The sequence below is a fragment of the Vibrio sp. M260121 genome (genome assembly GCF_036533715.1).
Taxonomy (GTDB): domain Bacteria; phylum Pseudomonadota; class Gammaproteobacteria; order Enterobacterales; family Vibrionaceae; genus Vibrio.
In genome coordinates, this window is record NZ_JATABF010000004.1 from 1 (window position 1) to 22,048 (window position 22,048).

General features: G+C 46.0%; 22 protein-coding genes. 2 read left to right on the forward strand and 20 right to left on the reverse strand.

Annotated elements, in window-relative coordinates:
• Positions 1-425: 425 nt before the first annotated feature.
• The 9 genes from QTO06_RS03715 to htpX form a co-directional block, all read right to left on the reverse strand.
• The gene (locus tag QTO06_RS03715; RefSeq protein ID WP_331407000.1) at positions 426-944 is read right to left on the reverse strand and encodes a DUF3833 domain-containing protein; all 519 of its coding nucleotides are present in this window, start codon (positions 942-944) and stop codon (positions 426-428) included.
• Between the two features lie 17 nt (positions 945-961).
• Positions 962-1,555, reverse strand: coding sequence for a chalcone isomerase family protein (locus QTO06_RS03720; RefSeq protein ID WP_331406914.1), 594 nt, complete (start codon positions 1,553-1,555; stop codon positions 962-964).
• A complete protein-coding gene (locus QTO06_RS03725; protein ID WP_331406915.1) occupies positions 1,515-2,027 on the reverse strand; it encodes a DUF2878 domain-containing protein in 513 nt (170 codons plus the stop codon). The genes QTO06_RS03720 and QTO06_RS03725 overlap by 41 nt, the downstream gene beginning before the upstream one ends.
• A 6-nt stretch (positions 2,028-2,033) precedes the next feature.
• Positions 2,034-3,290: a cyclopropane-fatty-acyl-phospholipid synthase family protein gene (locus QTO06_RS03730; protein WP_331406916.1), complete on the reverse strand. Its 1,257-nt coding sequence runs from the start codon at positions 3,288-3,290 to the stop codon at positions 2,034-2,036.
• A complete protein-coding gene (locus QTO06_RS03735; RefSeq protein WP_331406917.1) occupies positions 3,284-4,102 on the reverse strand; it encodes a DUF1365 domain-containing protein in 819 nt (272 codons plus the stop codon). Before QTO06_RS03735 ends, QTO06_RS03730 begins: the two co-directional genes overlap by 7 nt.
• 1 nt (position 4,103) lies before the next feature.
• Positions 4,104-5,414 carry an NAD(P)/FAD-dependent oxidoreductase gene (locus QTO06_RS03740; protein ID WP_331406918.1) on the reverse strand — a complete coding sequence of 437 codons (1,311 nt, stop codon included), beginning with the start codon at positions 5,412-5,414 and terminating at the stop codon, positions 4,104-4,106.
• Between the two features lie 12 nt (positions 5,415-5,426).
• On the reverse strand, positions 5,427-6,152 hold the full coding sequence (locus tag QTO06_RS03745) for an SDR family oxidoreductase (RefSeq protein WP_331406919.1): 726 nt from the start codon (positions 6,150-6,152) through the stop codon (positions 5,427-5,429).
• A complete protein-coding gene (locus tag QTO06_RS03750; protein WP_005437198.1) occupies positions 6,149-6,568 on the reverse strand; it encodes a nuclear transport factor 2 family protein in 420 nt (139 codons plus the stop codon). The genes QTO06_RS03745 and QTO06_RS03750 overlap by 4 nt, the downstream gene beginning before the upstream one ends.
• 212 nt (positions 6,569-6,780) lie before the next feature.
• Positions 6,781-7,650, reverse strand: coding sequence for a protease HtpX (gene htpX, locus QTO06_RS03755; protein WP_038894722.1), 870 nt, complete (start codon positions 7,648-7,650; stop codon positions 6,781-6,783).
• A 338-nt stretch (positions 7,651-7,988) separates the two neighbouring features.
• Here htpX and QTO06_RS03760 point away from each other — a divergent pair, with 338 nt between their 5' ends.
• Positions 7,989-8,156 carry a hypothetical protein gene (locus QTO06_RS03760; RefSeq protein WP_005450789.1) on the forward strand — a complete coding sequence of 56 codons (168 nt, stop codon included), beginning with the start codon at positions 7,989-7,991 and terminating at the stop codon, positions 8,154-8,156.
• Between the two features lie 93 nt (positions 8,157-8,249).
• On the opposite strand, the gene bioD is transcribed toward QTO06_RS03760, so the two are convergent.
• Genes bioD through bioB form a run of 4 tightly spaced genes read right to left on the reverse strand, consistent with a single transcriptional unit; the run spans position 8,250 to position 11,941 of the window.
• Positions 8,250-8,933, reverse strand: coding sequence for a dethiobiotin synthase (bioD, locus tag QTO06_RS03765; protein ID WP_009698190.1), 684 nt, complete (start codon positions 8,931-8,933; stop codon positions 8,250-8,252).
• Positions 8,930-9,751 (reverse strand): malonyl-ACP O-methyltransferase BioC, encoded by an 822-nt coding sequence (bioC, locus tag QTO06_RS03770; RefSeq protein ID WP_005450793.1) that lies wholly within the window; start codon positions 9,749-9,751, stop codon positions 8,930-8,932. The genes bioD and bioC overlap by 4 nt, the downstream gene beginning before the upstream one ends.
• On the reverse strand, positions 9,751-10,902 hold the full coding sequence (bioF, locus tag QTO06_RS03775) for an 8-amino-7-oxononanoate synthase (RefSeq protein ID WP_050908552.1): 1,152 nt from the start codon (positions 10,900-10,902) through the stop codon (positions 9,751-9,753). Before bioF ends, bioC begins: the two co-directional genes overlap by 1 nt.
• Positions 10,889-11,941 carry a biotin synthase BioB gene (bioB, locus tag QTO06_RS03780; protein ID WP_005450797.1) on the reverse strand — a complete coding sequence of 351 codons (1,053 nt, stop codon included), beginning with the start codon at positions 11,939-11,941 and terminating at the stop codon, positions 10,889-10,891. Before bioB ends, bioF begins: the two co-directional genes overlap by 14 nt.
• Positions 11,942-12,071: 130 nt before the next feature.
• Here bioB and bioA point away from each other — a divergent pair, with 130 nt between their 5' ends.
• On the forward strand, positions 12,072-13,349 hold the full coding sequence (bioA, locus tag QTO06_RS03785; protein ID WP_331406920.1) for an adenosylmethionine--8-amino-7-oxononanoate transaminase: 1,278 nt from the start codon (positions 12,072-12,074) through the stop codon (positions 13,347-13,349).
• Positions 13,350-13,486: 137 nt separating this feature from the next.
• On the opposite strand, the gene QTO06_RS03790 is transcribed toward bioA, so the two are convergent.
• From QTO06_RS03790 to QTO06_RS03820, 7 genes are all read right to left on the reverse strand, one after another.
• The gene (locus QTO06_RS03790; protein WP_012127608.1) at positions 13,487-13,753 is read right to left on the reverse strand and encodes a DksA/TraR family C4-type zinc finger protein; all 267 of its coding nucleotides are present in this window, start codon (positions 13,751-13,753) and stop codon (positions 13,487-13,489) included.
• Between the two features lie 136 nt (positions 13,754-13,889).
• Entirely contained in the window at positions 13,890-14,330 is a 441-nt protein-coding gene (locus tag QTO06_RS03795) for a hypothetical protein (protein WP_212581631.1), read from the reverse strand.
• On the reverse strand, positions 14,324-14,896 hold the full coding sequence (locus QTO06_RS03800; RefSeq protein WP_331406921.1) for an ATPase: 573 nt from the start codon (positions 14,894-14,896) through the stop codon (positions 14,324-14,326). The genes QTO06_RS03795 and QTO06_RS03800 overlap by 7 nt, the downstream gene beginning before the upstream one ends.
• A 364-nt stretch (positions 14,897-15,260) precedes the next feature.
• A complete protein-coding gene (gene serS / locus QTO06_RS03805) occupies positions 15,261-16,568 on the reverse strand; it encodes a serine--tRNA ligase (RefSeq protein ID WP_005450806.1) in 1,308 nt (435 codons plus the stop codon).
• A 92-nt stretch (positions 16,569-16,660) separates the two neighbouring features.
• Complete coding sequence (locus tag QTO06_RS03810) at positions 16,661-18,016, reverse strand: replication-associated recombination protein A (RefSeq protein WP_331406922.1); 1,356 nt, start codon at positions 18,014-18,016, stop codon at positions 16,661-16,663.
• On the reverse strand, positions 18,017-18,643 hold the full coding sequence (gene lolA, locus QTO06_RS03815; RefSeq protein WP_005431005.1) for an outer membrane lipoprotein chaperone LolA: 627 nt from the start codon (positions 18,641-18,643) through the stop codon (positions 18,017-18,019).
• 61 nt (positions 18,644-18,704) lie between these two features.
• The gene (locus tag QTO06_RS03820) at positions 18,705-21,992 is read right to left on the reverse strand and encodes a DNA translocase FtsK 4TM domain-containing protein (RefSeq protein ID WP_331406923.1); all 3,288 of its coding nucleotides are present in this window, start codon (positions 21,990-21,992) and stop codon (positions 18,705-18,707) included.
• Positions 21,993-22,048: the final 56 nt, after the last annotated feature.

Sequence of the window (22,048 nt, forward strand, 5' to 3'; positions counted from 1 at the left end):
CTTCGCCACTGATTTTACGGTATCAGGAGAATCTAAAGATTGCTGTACAGCTTGTTTCTTGAAACCTTCTGAATGTTTTCGGACAGTTTTTACTTTCATCGCACTCAAATTCCAATATTGAGTGTCTACTTTATTGGGGTCATATCAGAATCGAGAATCGAGAATCGAGAATCGGATAATCTTGAGGGTTGACGTGAAAGCGTCAACCCTTTCTTTTTAGGGGAACGGGCCTCGCCCTATGGAACGCTAAGCTTCAGGATAAGGGATAAGGGATAAGGGATAAGGGATAAGGCTCGATTATAGCCATTCAAGAGGCAGCTGCTACCCACACACCCCAAACTCAAACTCAAACTCCCTTCCCTAAAGTTACGCGCCTCACTCTCGATTCCTAAAGCGAAGCGCTCCCGCATCTCGTTTCTTTATTTCTATTGCCTCTGGAAGAAAAGTGTAATCGTCCCTACCTCGACGCCGAACTTCTTAATCTTGGTGAGGTTAAATACGTGCATTTCATCTTGGCGGTAAAGCCAGTCGTCAAACGATACCGTGATGGTTGAATCATCCATTTTCAACTCGAAGTCGTATTTCCATTGCAGCGCATTACCCATCTCTTTACCGGTCGCAACACCGATGATGTCGTCCGCTTTACCTTGATAAGTACCGTCTTCGAGTCTGGTAATGACCCATATACGCTGGTCCAGCTCGCCATCATCAAATACAAAGTCTTCCACCAGCGTTAGCTCATTGCCTTCAACCGTGCCGACGATATCCACTTCAAATCGACGAGTTTGTTTCTCGGTGTAGTCCTGCACCATTCCCCATGCCTTGACGTCACCTTCGAAATAGCCAAACAGGTCGAAGGCTGGCGATGACGCTTGGTAGTTATCAATGTCAGCAGAGCACGCGCTGAGCAGCGCTACCGCCGCAATCAAGGGAGCTTTGAGCATTCGTTTTAATAATTTCACTACCTTACCTGTCCTATCAGTTGTTTGCGAAGTTTAGGAAACTCTGTTTTTGGCGATAACCAAATCGAAAGAAACGCATCATTAAGTCGCTCATCTTTCACATATCCGACGGTTTTATACGGCTCGCTCCCGGCTTTTCGATAAATAAGCTGACCGTTTGTACCATCAGTGAGGTAAGTCAGCTCATCGCCTTTCTTAATATCAGGGAATATCGTGTTCAATTCGGAAATCCACTGCTGACGATAAGCCTGCGTAAATCCCAGTTTCTGCCATTGTTCATCAGTAACATCCAAGAGCTGTTCCTTGCTTATATCGCGCTGATAGTTAATCTCTAAGGCAAAGGGGTGGGGAGAAACGTCATTAGACACCAAATACTGCCCATCGGGCGCTTTAAGGCGGGACTTGTAGATATCAAAAACAAACCATGTGAGTTGAGCTTCGCCGACCGTTTGCCATTGTTGCCAATTGCTAGTGGTCATTGTCTCACTCGACCCCACTACATTTTGAGCCTGCAAAGGCACCGCACAGAACAAGGAAGCGGCCATTACACTGCTAGTCAGCTTCCGTTTCCAATTTCTCTTCAAGCTTTTCATTTCCGTACACCTTGAGTATCAAGAGCATCATTGCGCACCATTCGGCGAGTAAGATCATGAGAGTGATGCCAACGCTAAATCCAAATTCAACGGCTTGGAGTTTATAGCCAGCAAAGTAGCTCGCTGTTCCTCCGAGTCCGCCTACTATTGATACGTAGATTTTTGGGAAACGGTACAAAATTGACTTAAGTTGATAGGCATACCAAGAAAACAAAACCCACAAGCATAATAACCAGACAGGCAGCCATAGGGTTGGAAAGACAAAGACAGAGAGTTGTTGATTGAGCGTATCAAGCACGAGCCCGATCGTGACGACCACACCAATACTTTTGAGCGAAGATGCGTCGGTTTTTAGACAATATAGTAGGGTTGCCAAAGTAAGGAACAACGTCACCCATTGCCATTGATAGGTTCCAAGCACCGCAGCAAACCAGCAGAGTTGGAACCATGTCGAAGCAAGAAATACCTTCATAACGAACTACGGGCGTTGAAACGTCATGTGAACGGCACTGATCGTGCGAGCCAAAAAGCCGCCTTCACAGTAGCTCAAATAGTAGCGCCACATACGCACAAAGCGGTCATCGTAGCCAAATGAGCGCACTTCACTCTCTGCTCGATTAAAACGTAGGTGCCATTCGTTCAGCGTCTTGGCGTAGTCCAAACCAATATCGAACAAATCTCGCGTCACTAAGTCACTGTACTTTGTTGTTGCTTGAGTGAGTGAGGTTACAGAAGGTAAAAAGCCACCCGGGAAAATGTACTTCTGGATAAAGTCCACGTTGTTACTATAGTAATCATAACGTTGGTCGGCAATCGTAATCGCTTGAATCGCCATCAAACCACCAGACTTCAACAAAGACTCACAAACCTTAATGTACGAAGGCAGGAATTGTTTGCCCACGGCTTCAATCATTTCAATAGAAACAAGCTTGTCGTACGTGCCAGTTAGATTGCGGTAATCTTCTTTGAGTAATGTGATTCTGTTCTCTAAGCCGCGCTCTTTTATCTTCTGCTCCGCGTACGCGTGCTGCTCTTCAGATATCGTTGTGGTGGTGACCTGACAACCGTATTGTTCGGCCATGTAAATCGCCATAGCGCCCCACCCAGTGCCAATTTCAACAACATGATCAGTGGGCTTCAGCTCAAGTTGCTGACATAGGCGATCCATTTTGTTGATTTGAGCCTGCTCTAGAGAGTCATCCGCATTATTGTAAAGCGCCGATGAGTACAACATATTGGTATCAAGGAACGCTTCATAAAGGTTGTTACCCAAATCGTAATGGGCATGGATGTTTTTACGCGAGTTCTCTTCAGAGTTTCTGTTGGACCAATGGCTGAACTTGTACAGCAGCTTAGTAAGCCAACTGCCCTGCTCTTCCAGCTTGTCGAGCGCACGTAAGTTAAGCGCCATCAGCTTCATTAGAGCTGTCAAATCTGGGCTGTCCCACCAGCCGTCCATGTAAGCTTCGCCAGCAGCAATACTGCCACCTTGCAATAGACGCGAGTAAAATCCAGGATGCTTCACTTCAATGGTTGCCGCCACAGGTTCGCCATTGTAGTCCCCGTTCGGGGTTGAAAAGCGCTCACTGCGCTCCGTCGTCTCGGTCTTGAAGCTTTCAATCACCGTTAGACACCCGATTTCCATTTTTTGCAGACACTGGAAAAGAACTCCACGAGCCGCTTTTTGTGTCGTCGTCAATTCACGCGGCATTGCCATAGAAGTCGTATTTAACATGCAGAGTTCTCCTTGTGCTTATTATTCTTTTCTTCTTTACTCACTTGCTCAGGTTGTTTCGTTTCAGGTTGAGCGTATTTAGGATGTGAGTAAAAAGGCGCGCCTTTAAGCCATAGTTTGAGAGCGTGCCAATAGATACCAACCATTACTTTTACCGTTTGAATTGGCGTAACGATCAAGCATTTCAATAAGGTTTTGCTTGAAAGCGGTTTGGCTTTCATTGCCATCGTGGCATCGAAGTGTTTTCCCTCTTTGTGACATTCCAGATGAATATTCAACTTGTCTGTCAGAGGTTTAACTTTCCAACGATAGAGTTGGTCAACCGGATTAAATGGTGAAACGTGGAACGCTTTGTCTTGCTCCCAACCGAATTCCTTGTCTTCTTTGTCTGCCGATACCGCGTAATAATGTCGTTCATTCCAAGGGGTATTGCTCACCTCTGCTAGGAGGTATTTCCATTCGCCTTCCTTGTTATAAACGTAGTAGAAATTAACCGGGCTGAAATACAACCCTAAATACCTCAAGTGACAAACTGCGACGACTCTGCCAGTACAGCGAACACCTGTCAGTTCTTCAACTTTGTTTTGCACTGCCGACTTAACGCTACCTTCACCAATGTAATCACTGCGCTTGAAACGTGCCCAATGCCACCAACGCGAACCAAAGCCCCATACTTTTTTCTCCAAAGCATCAAGCTCATCTACATCGATGGCAGGCATAAACAATGAGTAGTTCAACTCATGATTCACAGGCGTAAATCGACGGTGGCGAACGTTTCCTATAAACAGTCGGCTGTTCATCTGGCTATCCATATCATGCCGCGCCTTTTTCAAAAGGAACCACATTTTGTTCGCGATACTTTTCTTCTAGCCCTTTAACTACGTCAATCGCGCTACGCACACCATCTTCATGGAAACCGTTGTACCAATAAGCGCCGCAGAACCATGTGCTCTGTTTACCTTGAACTTCGTCTTTGCGCTGCTGCGCTGCAATCGACTCCGTAGTAAATACAGGATGATGATAAGTAAATGAGCGCAGAATCTTGTTTGGGTTGATTTGATCGGTGCTGTTCAACGTTACGCAAAATGTATGTTCTGATTGAACGTGCTGAAGGATGTTCATATTGTAAGTGAGCGAAGGAAGACGTTGCTGATCGTCTTCGCTGCCTTCCAATAGGTAGTTCCAAGATGCCCACGCCGCCTTGCGTTTTGGCAATAGACCGGTATCGGTATGAAGAACAACTTCATTAGCTTGATACGTCATATCCCCCAATATTTCCTGCTCAATTGGGCTGATATCCCCTAGCATTCGCATTGCTTGATCGCTGTGACAAGCGAAGATCACGTCATCAAACCAATGTATTTCTCCGAGAACTTGAACGCCAACACCCTTTTCGTTGCGAATCACTTTTTCTACAGGGCTGTTTAGACGAATATTCTCGGCGAAACCTTTAGTCAATGGTGGAATGTAAGAACGTGAACCACCTTTAATCACATACCATTGTGGTCGGTTAGTCACATCCAACAGACCGTGGTTGAGGAAGAAGCGCAAAAAGAACATCAGCGGGAACGCGCGCATATCCGCTAAAGTCGATGACCAAATCGCAGCGCCCATTGGAAGAATATAATTATCAGAAAAGAATGCACTGAATTTGTGCTCATCAAGAAAAGCGCCAAGCGTTTGAGATTGCGTTGATGGCTCGTTAGCAAAGCGCTTTGCAAGTTTATTAAAACGCAAGATCTCGAAGATAAAGCGATAGAACTTAGGGTTTGCCCAGTTACGTTTTTGAGCAAACAATGTCGACACGGTATGGCCGTTGTATTCTAGTCCGTTCCCATCGTTTCTGACGCTAAAGCTCATTTGAGTCGGCAGACCTTCAACGCCAATCTCGTTCATCATTTTGATAAAGTTTGGGTACGTACGATCGTTATAAACAATAAACCCAGTGTCGATTGCATACTCTTTACCATCAAGGCTAACATCAACGGTTGCAGTGTGGCCGCCAATGTAATCATTCGCTTCAAACAGCGTTACGTCATGTTCTTTATGCAAGTAATAGCCACAAGTAAGGCCTGAGATACCCGTTCCAACGATGGCGATTTTCTTTCTTCCTGCCGTGTTCATGCTTCTTCCTTCTTATGATACGAGTTTTGCGGTTAGCCGAGCTTGCCAGCTGTATGGAAGCAGCGAGATAAAGCGTAAAATGCCGGTAAATCTCGCCGGGAAATAAATATGGCTTTTGTTGGCATCCAATTGTTTTCGGATGGCAGCCGAGGCCTGATTGGCCGTAACAATCATCGGCATATCAAAGGTGTTCTTATCTGTGAGTGGCGTTTCAACAAAGCCAGGAAACACCGTCACGACTTTGATGCCTTTCTTTTTCAAGTCGACGGCTAGCGTGCGGGCAAAATAGCTGACTGCCGCTTTGGACGCGCCATAGGCTTCTGCACGAGGCAATGCCACCTCTGATGCGATAGAACCAACAATAACGACGCGATGCCCGCGTTCAAACTGTCCCTGACACGCTTCAACACAATTCGCCACACCTACAACGTTAACGTTCATGACACGCGCCATGAGTTTCGCATCCACTATGCCGTCGTCCATATATTCACAGTCGCCAGCGTTAAAGATCCAAGTTTGAGGAGTGAACGGCAGTTGTAAGAGCGCTTGAATCGTTTCATCGTACTGAGTCACATCGAAGCGTAATGTCGAGATGTTAGTCGACGCTCCTTCTAGCTCAGCCAACACCGCTTCATTCCGGCCGCATGCAATCACTTTCCAACCTTCACTGGCGTAATCCAAAGCGAGCTGCTTACCAATGCCAGACGTCGCGCCAGTGATAAGAACCGAACCGCTCACTGTCCTAACCTCTGCTTAATGGTTCTAACGACAGAGCCAAGTAGAGGAAGATTCTCGTAAAGCATCTCTCCTAAATCGAAATAGTCTCGATGGTAGATAACTTGCCCTTCACTGAACTTGAGATGAGAAACCCCATTGACTGAAATCGGCGCGCCTTTCTGTAGTTTTGGGTGCTGTAAATCCATGGTCCAAGTAAGGAACCCTGTCTCGCCCACTTGTTGATGATCGTGAATAATGAAGTCACAACGGATAACGTTGGTGTAGAGCGATTGAAAATAATCGGAAAGCGCAGGCCAGCCCTCTAGACGATGAGCAGCATCTTCAAATACCACGTCTTGGTGGTATACCCCTTCAAGCAAATGCAAATTCGCTTTGCTCAGCTTTTGATATATGTTGCCAACTGAATGAATGTCCATTTCTATGCTCCTATACTACTTCAACAGTTGTACAAAATTATTATATGTACAAGATAGACCAATCATGAAAAGTTGTACAAAAATATTTTTGTATAAGTTTGTTTCTGTAGAGTGATACGTGATGGAGTGCGGTAGCGATCAATAGATACAAAAAAAGGCTTGGTCAAAAAACCAAGCCTTTTCAGGAGATTAACTATTTATTTACCGAATGATTAGTACTGTTGGCTACGTAGTGCCGCAATACGCTTATCTAGCGGTGGGTGGCTCATTAGAAGCTCAGTCATCGAACGCTTACCGTTGATACCAAACGCCATCATAGTGCCATCCAGTTGAGATTCGTGGCTCATCTTCAAACGTTCAAGCGCCGCGATCATCTTCTCTTTACCCACTAGATGCGCTGCACCCGCGTCAGCATGGAATTCGCGATGACGGCTGTACCACATAGTCAGGAAGCTAGCTAGGAAACCAAATACCAGCTCAAGCGCCATAGACACAATGAAGTAAACCATCATGTTTGAGCCTTGACCTTCTTCGTCATCATTAGAAGCCAAGATGTTAGCAATGAAACGAGATAGGAAGATAACAAAGGTATTCACCACACCTTGCATTAGCGTCATGGTCACCATATCACCGTTAGCGATGTGGCTAACCTCATGCGCAAGTACCGCTTCCGCTTCATCACGAGTCATGTTGTGCAAAAGACCGGTAGATACTGCAACTAGCGAATCATCACGCTTAGCACCGGTTGCAAATGCGTTGATGTCTGCCGCATCATAAATAGCGACGGTTGGCATACCGATGCCCGCTTGTTGAGCTTGGCGACCAACTGTTTCTAGAAGCCAATGTTCAGTTTCGTTACGTGGGCTCTCAATAACCATGCCGCCTACCGAGCGTAGTGCCATGCTCTTGGACATCATTAGCGAGATGAATGCGCCACCAAAACCAAACACTGCTGCCATCAGTAGTAGACCAGACAGGCTGCCTGGCTGCATTCCAGTTACAGCGTAAACAATATTCAGAACAACACTAAGCACTAGCACGACTGCTAGGTTAGTTGCTAGGAATAACATAATTCGCTTCATTACTTTTCTCCAAGGAAGCTTATCGTTTTTATAAAAACGGTTGTTATATGAAACAGAACTCTACGAGGCGATTTCGCTAGATTCAAGCTCTGTTGCGTTATAGATATAGTCTATCCGCGTTAAAAACAAGGTTAAGCAATAAATTGCAACATTTGTTTTCGAGACTGAAATAATACACACCTTTTTACACTCTTAAATCAGCACTTTAGACCGAGTATAGACTTTGGTCTTATTGTGCGACTATCTGTACGTGCTAGATTCGGGTTAGATGAACGAAACGGGGTTAGCTTTTAGGACAATTAAGCAGCTCCAAACTTCCATGTCTTGAGGGAAAAATCATGGTAGAAACTAACGACTATCAAATGGCTATCGATTTACTTTGTTGTCACCTAGGTATCTCAGAGGATGAGGCAAAACAACAGCTAGGTATTTCAACTGATGCTCAAATGTCAAAGCGTGTTGCAGAAACACAACAAGCGTTGATGGGGCTTAGCCAAGAGAAATAAACTAAGCGTCGAATCTTACGATAAGACACAAAGGTTTACATGAGAAAAGGGCTGCATGATGCAGCCCTTTTTGTATTTTTGCTTGTCGGTTAATTATACGTTTAGCAACGGTTCAACGTTGATGTATTTACCCAACTCTTTGCGCTTCGCACTTGGAATGTATGGGATCTCACCGAGTTTCGGCGCGTCTAGACGCTCTTCCAACATATCGATGATTTCTGCATAGTGCTCCGTGCCTGGGTTAACGCGGTTTGCCACCCAACCTACGAGATTCAGACCATCCGCTTTGATGATCTCAGCAGTGAGCAATGCATGGCTCAAACAGCCCAGTTTAATACCGACAACCAATACAACTGGCAACTGTTCTTGCTGCACCCAAGTCGACAAGCTGTCTGTGTCAGATACAGGTACACGCCAACCACCAGCACCTTCCACTAGAACAATGTCTGATTGTTCTTTGTGTTGAGCTAATTTTTCACTCAATACTTCGTATTTAATTTCTACATGTTCATGCTTTGCGGCGATGTGAGGAGAAGCAGGTAATTCCAAAGCGTATGGGTTTACATCGTCGTATGCGATATCGAGTGTCGCCGCTTTCTGCAGATGCAATGCATCCGAGTTACGCCAACCTTCCGCCGTCTTGTCGCTTCCTGCTGCCACTGGCTTGTAACCAATGGTGTTAAGCCCTTTTGCACCAAGTGCTTGCAAAATAGCTTTAGACGCTACCGTTTTTCCTACATCAGTATCCGTACCAGCAATAAAAAATGCATCAATCATTTAACTATGACTCCAAAACAAACCTGATAACTTGCAGGTAGAAGACCTTGATCGTTTCTAAATGCTTGGTACGCGCGCTCAACCTGCAACAAAGTGCGACGGCTCGTCAGACCATGTGAGCGCCCGCTTACGTGATTTGCACCAATGCCTTTGAGATCACGCATGACAGAAAACGCTGAATCGTACCAAACTGTGATGGGGGTCAAGTCTAGATGATGGTTGTGGCACCAAGATTGCGCTAACGCAATTTTTACCTGATTGTGGGTAATAAAGTTATTCACGTGTTGATATGTATCAATTTTTGACCAAGCCTCACGCAACTCATAAAGCGAGCCATCGACTAGCGTAGAGAAACACCCGCTTCCCCCCACTTTTAAGACACGACGTATTTCTCTTAATGGGTAACTCAAATCTGTACACCATTGTAAAGCCAAACTAGAAAACACGTAGTCGAAGCTTTCATCATCAAAAGGCAAGTTTTCAGCATCAGCCAACTGATAATGCATGTATTCTGAACCACAACGTTGCTTTGCTTTATCTAACATGGCTTGAGAAATGTCACCGCACACTACTTCTGCGCCCCGCTGCTGAAGAAGCTGAGAAAAGTAGCCAGTGCCACATCCTAAATCTAACACACGCTTGCCGGTTAAATTTGTAGGGAGCTTATTAAGTAACCGATGCCCAACGTCGCGTTGAAACGCTGCATGTTTATCGTATGTTTCTGCAGCTTTACCAAATGAAGAGGCAATCGCATCCTTATCTTGGTGAAAGCTCTCTAATGCGACCATTTGTGCTAAAGCGGAAGTTGCATTATCCATTACAGCGCTCCTAATGCTTGCTTCAATGCCATTGAAAGCGTTTTAACTTGTTCATTAGTGTGATTAGCAGTAAGCGTAATTCGAAGACGAGACGTCCCTTTCGGTACCGTCGGAGGACGAATAGCCGTCACCCAAATACCGTTCTGACGACAAGCACCTGCAACTTGCAAAGCCAAATCAGATTCACCAATCAAAAACGGCTTAATCGATGTTTGAGTCTCAACAAAACCGTCAAGATCACTGAGATTGTCTCTATACACTTTCCCCAACTCTGTCAGTTTTTCACGCCGCCACGACTGCTCTTGAATCATCGAGACAGCATGCGTCAGCGCATAGGCTTGTGCTGGAGGTATCGCCGTAGAATACACATGGTGACGAGCAAATTGAGTTAAAAAATCCCCCGTTGCGCGATCACATAAAATGGCTGCACCAGACATTCCAAATGCTTTGCCGAAGGTCACGATCAATATCTCGGGCTTAACCGCCGCCAATTCACATGAGCCACCGCCAGATTCCCCGAGAACACCGATACCATGAGCGTCGTCTATAGCAAGCCATGCATCATGATTACTGGTGACATCAGCGATATCAGCAAGTGGGGCACAGTCACCGTCCATGCTGAACACCCCTTCGGTAACCACAAGATTGTTATCTTCAGCGCTTATGAGTGATGAAAGGTGCTCGATATCGTTATGTTTGAAGCGCTTCATTTTAGCTGGTGACAACACACCAGCCTCCATCAAAGAGGCATGGTTCAAACGGTCTTGGAGCAATACGTCTGATTTTTCTAGCAGAGTAAATAGCAGCGCTTGGTTAGCACTGAAACCAGAGCCAAATAGGATTGCCCTCTCGTAGCCCAGCCATTCAGTTAGCGCCGCCTCTAAATTGCCATGCGCCGCACTAAACCCCGTAACCATTGGAGAAGCACCGCTGCCACTGCCATATACGCTCAAGCCTTGCTGCCAAGCACGGACAAGTGCTTGGTCATTTGCCAAGCCCAAATAATCATTGCTTGAGAAATTGATGTAACGTCTGCCTTCGTGCTCCAAAATTGATTGGTTACCAGCAAACACCACATTCATGGAACGACTCAGCCCTCGCGTTTTACGCTCAGCAAGAGCGGATTCGATACGAGATTTAAACGCTGGCATCGTAGAAAAGATCGTCTTTTGTCGGGCGAGCAGCAACGCGCTCTACGACGCGATCGAGTAGCTCGTTTTCTTCGATTTCATCAGGTTTTTGAGACACCTCTTGGCTGTTAATGCCAAGCTTCTTAAACAACATCATGTCTTTGTCTTCAGAAGGGTTTGGTGTAGTTAGAAGCTTGCAGCCATAAAAAACAGAGTTAGCGCCAGCCATAAAGCAAAGCGTTTGCATTTGTTCGTTCATGTTTTCACGACCAGCCGATAAACGGACTGCGGATTGAGGCATCATGATTCTGGCAATGGCGATCAAACGAATAAAATCGAACGGTTCAACGTCATCAACTTCTTCGAGTGGTGTGCCCTTCACCTTTACTAGCATGTTGATTGGTACACTTTCAGGATGCACTGGCAAGTTAGCCAATTCAACCAACAAACCTGCTCGGTCATGTGCACTTTCACCCATACCAATGATACCGCCAGAACAAATTTTCATACCTGCATCACGAACGTGAGAAAGCGTGTCTAAGCGGTCTTGGTAAGTACGTGTGGTAATGATGTTGCCATAGAACTCAGGTGAGGTATCGAGGTTATGGTTGTAGTAATCCAGACCTGCAGTAGCCAATTGCTTAGCTTGATCTGGCGTTAACATACCTAACGTCATACAGGTTTCTAACCCCATGTCTTTCACACCTTTGATCATATCGGTCAAATGTGGCATGTCGCGCTCTTTCGGGTTTTTCCACGCAGCCCCCATACAGAAGCGGGTCGAGCCAGCGTTTTTCGCTTTTTGTGCAGCGTCGAGCACACGCTCAACTTCCATCAAACGTTCTTTTTCAATGTCTGTGGTATAGCGAGCACTCTGAGGACAGTACTTACAATCTTCTGGACAAGCACCTGTCTTAATCGACAAAAGCGTGCTTACTTGAACATGGTTGGTTTGTTGATATTGACGATGAACAAGCTGCGCTTCGAATAGGAGATCCATGAATGGTTTTTCCATGAGATCGCGCACTTCAGCATGCGTCCAGTTATGACGAACTTCCACGTGTATTCCTTTAGTCACTTTTGTTGTTGTGTTGACAGTCTACTGAGTCTCGATAAACTGTCAACACAACACAAAAGAACAAAGTTTACATCTGTTTGTTTTTTAATCTCAGTTATTATTGGAATCGCACATGGATCTCACCTTCGATCGCCAGCACATCTGGCATCCCTACACTTCAACGTTGACACCTCTGACCTGCTACCCAGTGGCATCAGCAAGTGGTGTCCACATTAAATTGGAAGACGGGACAGAGCTTGTCGATGGTATGTCTTCTTGGTGGTCAACGATCCACGGCTACAACCACCCGCACTTAAATCAAGCGGCTCACCTGCAAATCGATCAAGTCTCTCACGTGATGTTTGGCGGTATTACCCACCAACCAGCAATCAGTTTGTGTAAAAAGCTATTGTCCCTTGCACCAAGTAACCTTGAACATGTCTTTCTCGCTGATTCTGGCTCCGTTGCCGTAGAAGTCAGCTTGAAGATGGCACTGCAATATTGGCATGCGAAGGGCGAACGCCGACCGAAGTTTCTGACTTTGCGACACGGTTATCACGGCGACACCTTTGCGGCTATGTCGGTCACCGATCCTGATAATTCCATGCACTCTCTCTACAAAGGTTTTTTGCCTGAGCATATCTTTGCCCAGTCACCTACTTGTGGCTATTGGGATGAATGGAAGCCGGAAGATCTTGCAGACTTTGAGCACAAGATTGAAACACATCATCAAGAACTCGCTGCGGTGATCCTAGAGCCTATCGTTCAAGGCGCAGGCGGTATGCGTATCTACCATCCAGAATTTCTCAAAGGTGTGCGTAGGCTTTGTGACAAATACGGCTTGTTATTGATTGCAGATGAAATCGCAACCGGATTTGGGCGTACCGGCAAATTGTTTGCCTGCGAACATGCAGACATTCAACCAGACATTTTGTGTGTTGGTAAAGCACTCACTGGCGGTTATATGACCCTCTCTGCGACCCTAGCGAGCAAACACGTCGCGGATACTGTTTGTGGTGGTGATGCTGGTTGTTTCATGCATGGCCCAACCTTTATGGGTAACCCGCTCGCCTGCGCCGTGGCCACCGCAAGTTTAGAATTGATAGAACAAGGCAACTGGCAGCTACAAACCCAGCAAATTGAAACGTTGTTTTCTGAACTACTGCCAAAACTGGAAAAATACGACTTGGTTAAAAACACCCGTTGGTTGGGTGCCATTGGCGTTGTAGAAACACACCGCCCAGTGAATATGGAAACCATCCAAGCACTGTTTGTTGAGCACGGTGTTTGGATTCGTCCATTTGGCAAACTGATTTATATGATGCCGCCATTTATTAGCAAGCCGGAAGATATTGAGAAGCTAGTTAACGCAATTGATGCTGCGCTTCAACGTCAAGATTGCTTCGCTTAATGCTCTCATTAAATTTGAAGAACACTTAAAAAATAAAAACAGGAACGGTTTGAGTATGCCACTCAAACCGTTTTTACTATTTAGAGCAATATTATTAAGCGTCGTACTGATAATCTAAATGCCACTACGAAATATAATTAGCGTAATTGGCTATCTTTACTTGCTCGTCGATTAAATAACGCTTGGCGTTGAGACACCAATTCGATTGTTGACTGACATTCGATACATAAACGAACGCCTTTCATGGCTATTCGACGCGCTTCAGGAATTTCATCTCCGCATTCATCACAATAATGAGCACTTTCGCCCTGTTTGATATTGCCACGAACACGGGAAATCTCGTCGTCGATGGTATGTTGAATTTGTTGGCTGACGCTATCGTCGTTTGCCCACCCTACGGCCATAAGCCCTCCTCGTTACTTGAATGAGAAAATCTACTTACCGTGGTAAGGTGGATGATTATATCGGTTACAAATAACAAGATAATTAAGTTGTATAAGAAAACACTATTACGTATTGGTAATAATTTTCTGTCATCGGTTAATCGCTGCTCTCTTGAAAAAGCAATGCAAGGTTACTCATACTCCCTTCCTCACACTCATAATATTGCGTTTGCTCTGGCTCTCTCAAAGTAACACTGAGTATCTTCTCTACCTCATTAAACTCCTCGCTAAAGTACTCACTGACTAATATGACGCGCTCACCAATACTAAATTCCAGTGACTTCTCATCGACCAAGGCTCGATGATAGTGTTCAACGTGATAATCTTGAGGTCTTATCCATTGAGAAAGCCGACTTCGATTATCAATGGACTCATTAAAGATAAGCTCGCCTTTGCCTTGTTCTATCGAAATACTAAAGTTCATAGTTTGGTTTACTGAACATTCAAAGACTTTTCTAGGCGAGGTATCAGCGACAGCAAACGTACTCACCATGGCAACACCTAAAAAACAAATAACCGCCAATCGTTTCATTACCATTCAGCCAACACAGTAAATAGCCCTTGCTCAGACATGCGAGTTAATACATAGCCGTGTGAAGAAGAATACGAGCCACTGAGTACGCTATTCTCTTTCTCAATAACGATATCCTCGATTCCGTCAGCGTTGTAATCCCCTTTTGCCACAATCGTAATGACTTGAAAACCATCGGTCGCGTCGAAGTACTCTGCTCTCACTGGACTGGCGACCTGAGTTCTTTGGATACGGTCCGCTTCATCCCACGTTGATAGTGTCTTTGCTTTCTCAGCGCTTTCGTCAGAAATAACAAAAGCAAGTACACTTGGCGCAAATTTAGGAAAGCTATCATCTAGCTTAAAGTCCGATATAAACGAACGTTCAGAGGCAATGAGCTTTGCTATCTCGCTCCAAGTTTGGCACTGCGTTAAATACGCTTTAAACGCGCCGTATTCATAAGCTTTTGCCGTAGTAAAACCCATAGCGTTTGCAGTTGCTAAGTCTTGGCAATTAGATACCAATTTTTCTTCATCAGACGCACGTCTCAATTCAAGTTCATAGCCCCAATCGAGCGAGTTACGAAGTTGCATATTTTCTTTGGAAGGTTGCGCTATTTCTCGCGCGAAAAAGAGATTGGCTCGCTTACTGTCTAGGTATTGAGGCTGTATCCGTTCACTTGCGATAACACCATTGTTAACAGTCAAGGTAAGAGCAAAAGTAACGAGCAATGAAAGGTGAGGGTTTGGCATAACATTTAATATCAATGGGTGAAAACTCGTTAGCTTGTCACGTTGGAAATCGCTTAGAAAAATATCATTTATCTCGCAATGCTAGATTCTGGGCGGACCCTACATTCTTAATGGTATGAGTTACAAAGCTGAGTATTTTCACTCGGCGCAGATAACAAAAAACCCAGCACTAAGGCTGGGTTTTGATGTTCTAGTGGTTAATGAATTAACCGATGTGCGTTGCGCCTGCCATGTACTTCTGAAGTACTGTTGGAATTGCAATGCGACCGTCTGCTTCTTGGTTGTTTTCTAGGATAGCAACCATGGTACGACCAACCGCTAGACCAGAACCATTTAGCGTGTGTACAAGCTCAGGTTTCTTCTCGCCTTTACGACGGAAACGCGCTTGCATACGACGAGCTTGGAAGTCCCACATGTTAGAACATGAAGAGATTTCACGGTAAGTTTCTTGAGCAGGAACCCACACTTCTAGGTCGTAAGTTTTACGAGCGCCGAAGCCCATGTCACCTGTACACAGAACCACTTTACGGTAAGGAAGTTCAAGAAGCTGTAGAACTTTCTCAGCATGACCGGTTAGCTCTTCTAGCGCGTTCATTGAATCTTCTGGTTTAGTGATTTGTACTAGCTCAACTTTGTCGAACTGGTGCATACGAATCAGACCACGAGTATCACGACCGTAAGAACCTGCTTCAGAACGGAAACATGGTGTGTGAGCCGTCATCTTAAGTGGTAGATCCGCTTCGTCAGAAATCGTGTCACGAACTAGGTTCGTTACTGGCACTTCTGCAGTAGGAATTAGAGACAGTTTACGTGGCTCTTCGTCGTTTACTTTTTCTACTAGCGGCTCAGTGTGGAAAAGATCTTTACCAAACTTAGGAAGCTGACCAGTACCGAATAGGCTGTCAGAGTTTACTAGGTAAGGTACGTACATTTCAGTGTAGCCGTGTTCTTCTGTGTGAAGATCCAGCATGAACTGAGCGATTGCACGGTGTAGACGAGCAAATTGACCTTTCATCACGATGAAACGTGCGCCAGTGATCTTAACTGCACTTGCGAAGTCTAGACCGTCACCCATTTCGCCTAGGTCAACGTGATCTTTCAGTTCGAAGTCGTAAGATTTTGGCTCACCCCAACGAGAGATTTCTACGTTATCGTTCTCATCTTTGCCATCTGGCACTTCATCTGCTGGGATATTTGGCACAGAAAGCGTGAATTCGTCTAGTTGAGCCATTACTTGCTCAAGTTCAACTTTCTTGGCATCAAGATCGCTACCTAGAGTACCGATTTGTTTCTTGATCTCTTCTGCGCCTTCTTTGTCACCAGCCGCCATTTTTTGGCCGATTTGTTTGGAGATGGAGTTACGCGTGGATTGTAAATTTTCAACTTCTACTTGAATGGACTTACGTTGTTCTTCAAGTTTACGAATAGTCTCTACGTCTAGCTTAAAGCCACGACGCGCCAGTTTAGCAGCTGTTTCATCCAGCTCTGTACGAAGTAATTTAGAATCCAGCATTGTTAATCCTATGCTTTTTGTTGTGAAATCACGCGCACTTTCCAAGGCGTACGCGTTAAAAAAATTTACGCAATAAATGTATCCAAAAACGCCTACTTTTCATAGCGCTTTTGTGGGCTATTTGCGTCTAAAGTAGCCAAGTAATCTAACTTTTCGCCGATTTTGGTCTCTAGACCACGATTTGTCGGCTGATAGTACCTACGATCACCCATTTCAGGCGGCAAATATTGCTCACCTGCGGCGTAAGCGCCAGGCTCATCGTGCGCGTAACGATACTCTGCCCCATAACCCATGTCTTTCATCAAACTGGTCGGTGCATTTCGAAGGTGATGCGGCACTTCATATTCAGGCAAGTTATGAGCATCTGTGAGCGCTTGTTTCCACGCCACGTATACCGCATTACTTTTTGGCGCACATGCTAAGTACACGATCGCCTGTGCAATAGCGCGCTCACCTTCTGCCGGACCAACACGAGTAAAGCAATCCCAAGCGGAAAGTGCCACTTGCATTGCGCGAGGGTCAGCATTACCCACATCTTCAGAGGCAATCGCCAGTAGGCGGCGAGCAATGTACAAAGGGTCGCAACCTGCTGCGATCATACGTGCAGCCCAGTAAAGCGCTGCATCAGGGTTAGAGCCACGAATCGACTTGTGTACAGCAGAGATTAAGTCGTACCAAATGTCGCCTTTGTTATCGAAGCGAGAGACTTTCTCCCCTGCTACTTCCGCAAGCAACTTAAGCGTGATTTCTTTTTCGCCCTGCGCATTATCCTCTGCCATGTCGTAGAGCAGCTCAAGGTAGTTGAGAGACATGCGTGCATCACCGTTTACCAGTTCTGCTAAGCGATCTAATACGTTATCAACGAAGTGTGCAGGCGTATTACCCAGCCCACGCTCTTTATCGCTAATGGCTTGGTTCAACGCTAGTGAGATTTCGTCTTTATCGAGAGACGTTAACTTGTACACACGTGCACGTGACAGCAATGCGTTGTTTAACTCAAACGATGGATTTTCTGTCGTCGCACCAATAAAGGTAACGGTGCCATCTTCGATATGCGGTAAAAACGCGTCTTGCTGAGATTTGTTGAAGCGATGCACCTCATCCACAAATAAGATGGTGCGGCGACCCGCCATTTTATTCTCACGCGCTTTCTCGATTGCAGCACGAATTTCTTTCACGCCAGACGTCACCGCAGACACACGCTCAACTTCTGCATTGGCATAGTTTGCCGCCACTTCTGCCAACGTCGTCTTACCTGTGCCTGGCGGTCCCCAAAGGATCATAGAGTGAATATGACCAACCTCTAACGCACGGCGTAGTGGCTTACCAGGACCTAAAATATGCTGCTGACCGATGTACTGTTCAATCGTTTCCGGTCTCATACGAGCAGCAAGGGGACGAAAATCTTCGTCCCCCGAGAAATCTAATGTGTAATTGCTCACTACCAATTAATTCCTTTGGTCATCCACTTCCACGCCATTAGGAATAGTGAATGTGAATCTGTCTGCTTTTGGTTTTCCAAGCTTCACGTTATTAAAGGTGAACAAGCCTTTCTGACCGTCTTGTTCAACCACGTTGAAGCCTTTCACCACACCTTTGGCATCAATATTAATCTGAAATTGCCCCTGTGTGGAGTCTACCGCAGTAGGAATAAGCGTGAACTGGTCACCCTTTTGGGAGATCTTGTAGTTATCCCAATCACTTGCGCGGTTACGTGTTAACAAAACAAATGGCGTTTGCTCTGTTGCTTGTTCTTGCCAGTAGATACTCACTTGCTCGATGAACGGGCTGTAGTACCACAAAGTTTTACCGTCAGAAACCAATAGGTTTTCATCAGGGAATGTTGTGCTCCAACGGAACAGGCTCGGACGAGCGATTTCAACCGTGCCTTCCCCTTCCATCACTGTTTCGCCTTCAGGGCTGATCACCTGTTGTGAGAAATCCGCACTGAAGCCATCGTTCATCGATAGGCGTTTGTTTAATTCATCTTTAGGAGACGCGGCGTGTGCAGTAGAGAAGAGAGAAAAGCTTAAAACAAGCGCAGAGAAAAGTTTCGCTGAAAATAGTTTTTTCATTCAGATACCTATTGTTAGAACCACTCACCTCAGTTGGACTGAGGTGAGTAACACAAGTTCATTAATCTTTTGGTGGCGCAGGTGCCAGTACTTCACGGTTACCATTATGGCCCGGAGCACTTACGATGCCTTGCGCTTCAAGTTGCTCTACGATACGAGCCGCTCGGTTATAGCCAATCTTGAATCGACGCTGTACACCAGAAACTGAACCACGACGTGATTGCACTACGTGCTCTACGACTTGATCGAACAATGGATCCACTTCTTCATCCGATTCCATCTGTTCACCCGGAAGCAAACTTTCTGGGCCTTGGTCACCACTGATGATCTCATCGATGTAGTTTGGCTTACCACGTGCTTTCCAGTTGTTCACAACCGCGTGAACATCGTCATCCGATGCAAACGCACCGTGAACACGGGTCGTATGGCTTGAGCCTGGTGGTAAGTAAAGCATATCACCCATACCCAATAGCGATTCTGCACCGCCTTGGTCAAGGATAGTACGTGAGTCCGTCTTCGTAGATACGGTGAACGCCACACGCGTTGGGATGTTCGCTTTAATCAGACCGGTAATAACGTCAACCGATGGACGCTGTGTCGCAAGGATCAAGTGAATACCTGCCGCACGCGCTTTTTGCGCCAAGCGTGCAATCAGTTCTTCAACCTTCTTACCAACCACCATCATTAGGTCGGCAAATTCATCGACAACCACAACAATGTAAGGCAGTTTCTCAAGCAACGGCGGCTCAGTGTCCATGCTGTCGCCTTCTTGCCAGAATGGGTCGTGAATTGGGTGACCTGCGTCTGCGGCCATCTTAAGCTTCTCGTTGAAGCCTTTTACGTTACGTACGCCCAATGCCGACATCAGTTTGTAACGACGTTCCATCTCGCCCACACACCAACGTAGTGCGTTAGACGCGTCCTTCATGTCCGTTACTACTTCAGAAAGTAGATGAGGAATACCTTCGTAGATTGAAAGCTCCAACATTTTCGGGTCGATCATGATGAAACGCAGATCTTCTGGCGATGCTTTGTAAAGCATACTCAAGATCATCACGTTCACACCTACTGACTTACCAGAACCAGTCGTACCCGCTACCAGTACGTGAGGCATTTTCGCGATATCTGCAATCACCGCTTCACCGGCGATATCTTGACCAAGAACGACCGTTGTTGGTGACGTTGCTTGTTCAAACTGAGGGCTACTGATTACATCAGATAAGAATACCGTCTGGCGGCTCATGTTAGGCAGCTCTAGACCCACATAAGGTTTGCCCGGAATCACTTCGACTACACGTACCGCCATTGCAGAAAGTGCGCGTGCCAAGTCCATAGACAGACCAGAAATGCGGCTTACTTTCACGCCCGGCGCCAAATCAAGCTCGAATCGAGTGATAACAGGGCCAGGGTAAATACCGACAACGTCCGCTTTGATCTTGTAATCCGCAAGCTTGGTTTCAACCAAACGCGCCACCTCTTCCAGAGCATCACGATCGATAAAGTTATCGCGCTTCTCCGGGTGGTAAAGCAATTCTAGCGTTGGTAGTGGTTCTGCTGGTACTGGCAAGTTTTGCTCTTGCTGCACCAAGAATGGGTTCTGCTGAGCAGCCACTTTCGCTTGAGCGTTCGATACCAAGTTTTGGAATGCTGCGACATCTTGATCGCCGTCTTGAACCTCTTCTACCTCGGCTTCTTGAGGTGCAGGTTCAAACGTAGCAGAAGGCGCCGGCGCTACCGATTGTGGTTGCGGTGCGACTTGCTGCTGCATAGGTTGTTCTTGTACAGACTGTTGTAGAGGCTGAGATTGTGGCTCTACATAAGTAGGCTGAGCTTGTTGAACAGGCTGCTGCACTGGGTAATCATCTTCGTCATCCAATACATCGAAGTTCGAAATTGTCGGTTCGATGTGTTGGCTTGGCTCTGTTTGTTCAGCAATGTTATCCAATGCAGAAGAACTAATCACAGGTTCTTCGTGTGAAGGTTGCTCTGTGGTTGGCTGTTCGATTGGCGCGTGAACAGGCGCTAGTTCTTGTGCAACTTGGCCTTGTTGAGCCTGCTCTGCTTCAAACTGAGCATACTCATCGTAGCTTGGTGCGTTATCGAACGGTTCAGAGACGGTTGGTTCAGGTGTCACAAACGGCTCTTGTGGCGCTTGTTGATGCTCAACTTGCTGTGGAGCAAATTCCTGAGAAACAGACTGTGGAACTTCAGGCTGAGTTTGAACAGGAGCAACTTGCGCTTCTTGAACCTGTGGTTCTTCATCTGCCCAATCGTCAGCTTGTTGTGCCGCCGCTTCTAGCTCTTCAATCGTTACGTTCAATTGTTTAGTACGTTCAACGAATGGGTCCACATTATCTGTGCTCACCGCACGCACTGGCTCAACAGTTTGAGCTTGTTCTTGAACCTGAGACTGGATTTGAGGCTGCACAGGCGCGGCATTTACAACTGCAGGCTGCGGCGTTGGCTGAACGTTAGCTTGCGCTGCTTGCTGCTGTCTCGGTTTATCTGCAGTCGATTGTTCTACTGCCGATTGTGGCATGTAGATTGGGTATTCGTGTGTTGGTGTTTCTTGTTTCGGCTCTTCGACATCATAAGCAGTAAGATGAGGCATAGGCTCGTCTTCCATGTCATCTGAACCACGTTTGCTCATTACACGATCTTCAGCAAACTCGTCCAACTGAGGCTCTAGAGTTTCATGTTCAGTGCCACGTGCTTTATTTGTTAACGCTGCAACAACGCCAAGTGCACGATCACCCAACCACTCAACAATGTTAAGCCAAGAAATACCAGTAAATAGTGTGAAGCCAGCACCCCATAGGAAAAGAAGCACAAGCGTTGTGCCCAACACATTTAATGTAGGCAGAGACAAGCTCGTCAGTACGTCACCAACAACGCCACCAGACGAGAAATACCAAATGTCGTCAAAGTTGATATCAGCAAGACCACAACTGGTAAGAATAAGGATAACTAAACCTAATAGACGAGTACCCCACAACATAAGGTCGATAGGATCGTCTTCGGAGCGCTTACGACAAATCACCCATGCACCTGCCGTCAGCAGGAATGGTAATGGGTACGCGAGGGAACCGAAGGTAAAGAATAGCGTGTCGGCTAACCAAGCACCGAACAAGCCACCAGCGTTATTGATCTCTCCGCCCCAAGCAGTTTGGGACCAAGACGGATCAGCTGGGCTAAAGGTAAATAATGCAACGGCCAACAATACCGAGCTAAGAACGCCAACGATAAAGCAGCACTCTTTTAAGCGTTGGAAGCCATTTAGACGTGAAGACTGAGGCTCTTCACTGGTTTTGATAATGGTTTCGACTTTCTTTGCGTTCTCTTTGAACATAAATCAACTTGAATATGGAAATGAATTAGGAATAAGCAAAACATTCCGAGCGGCAC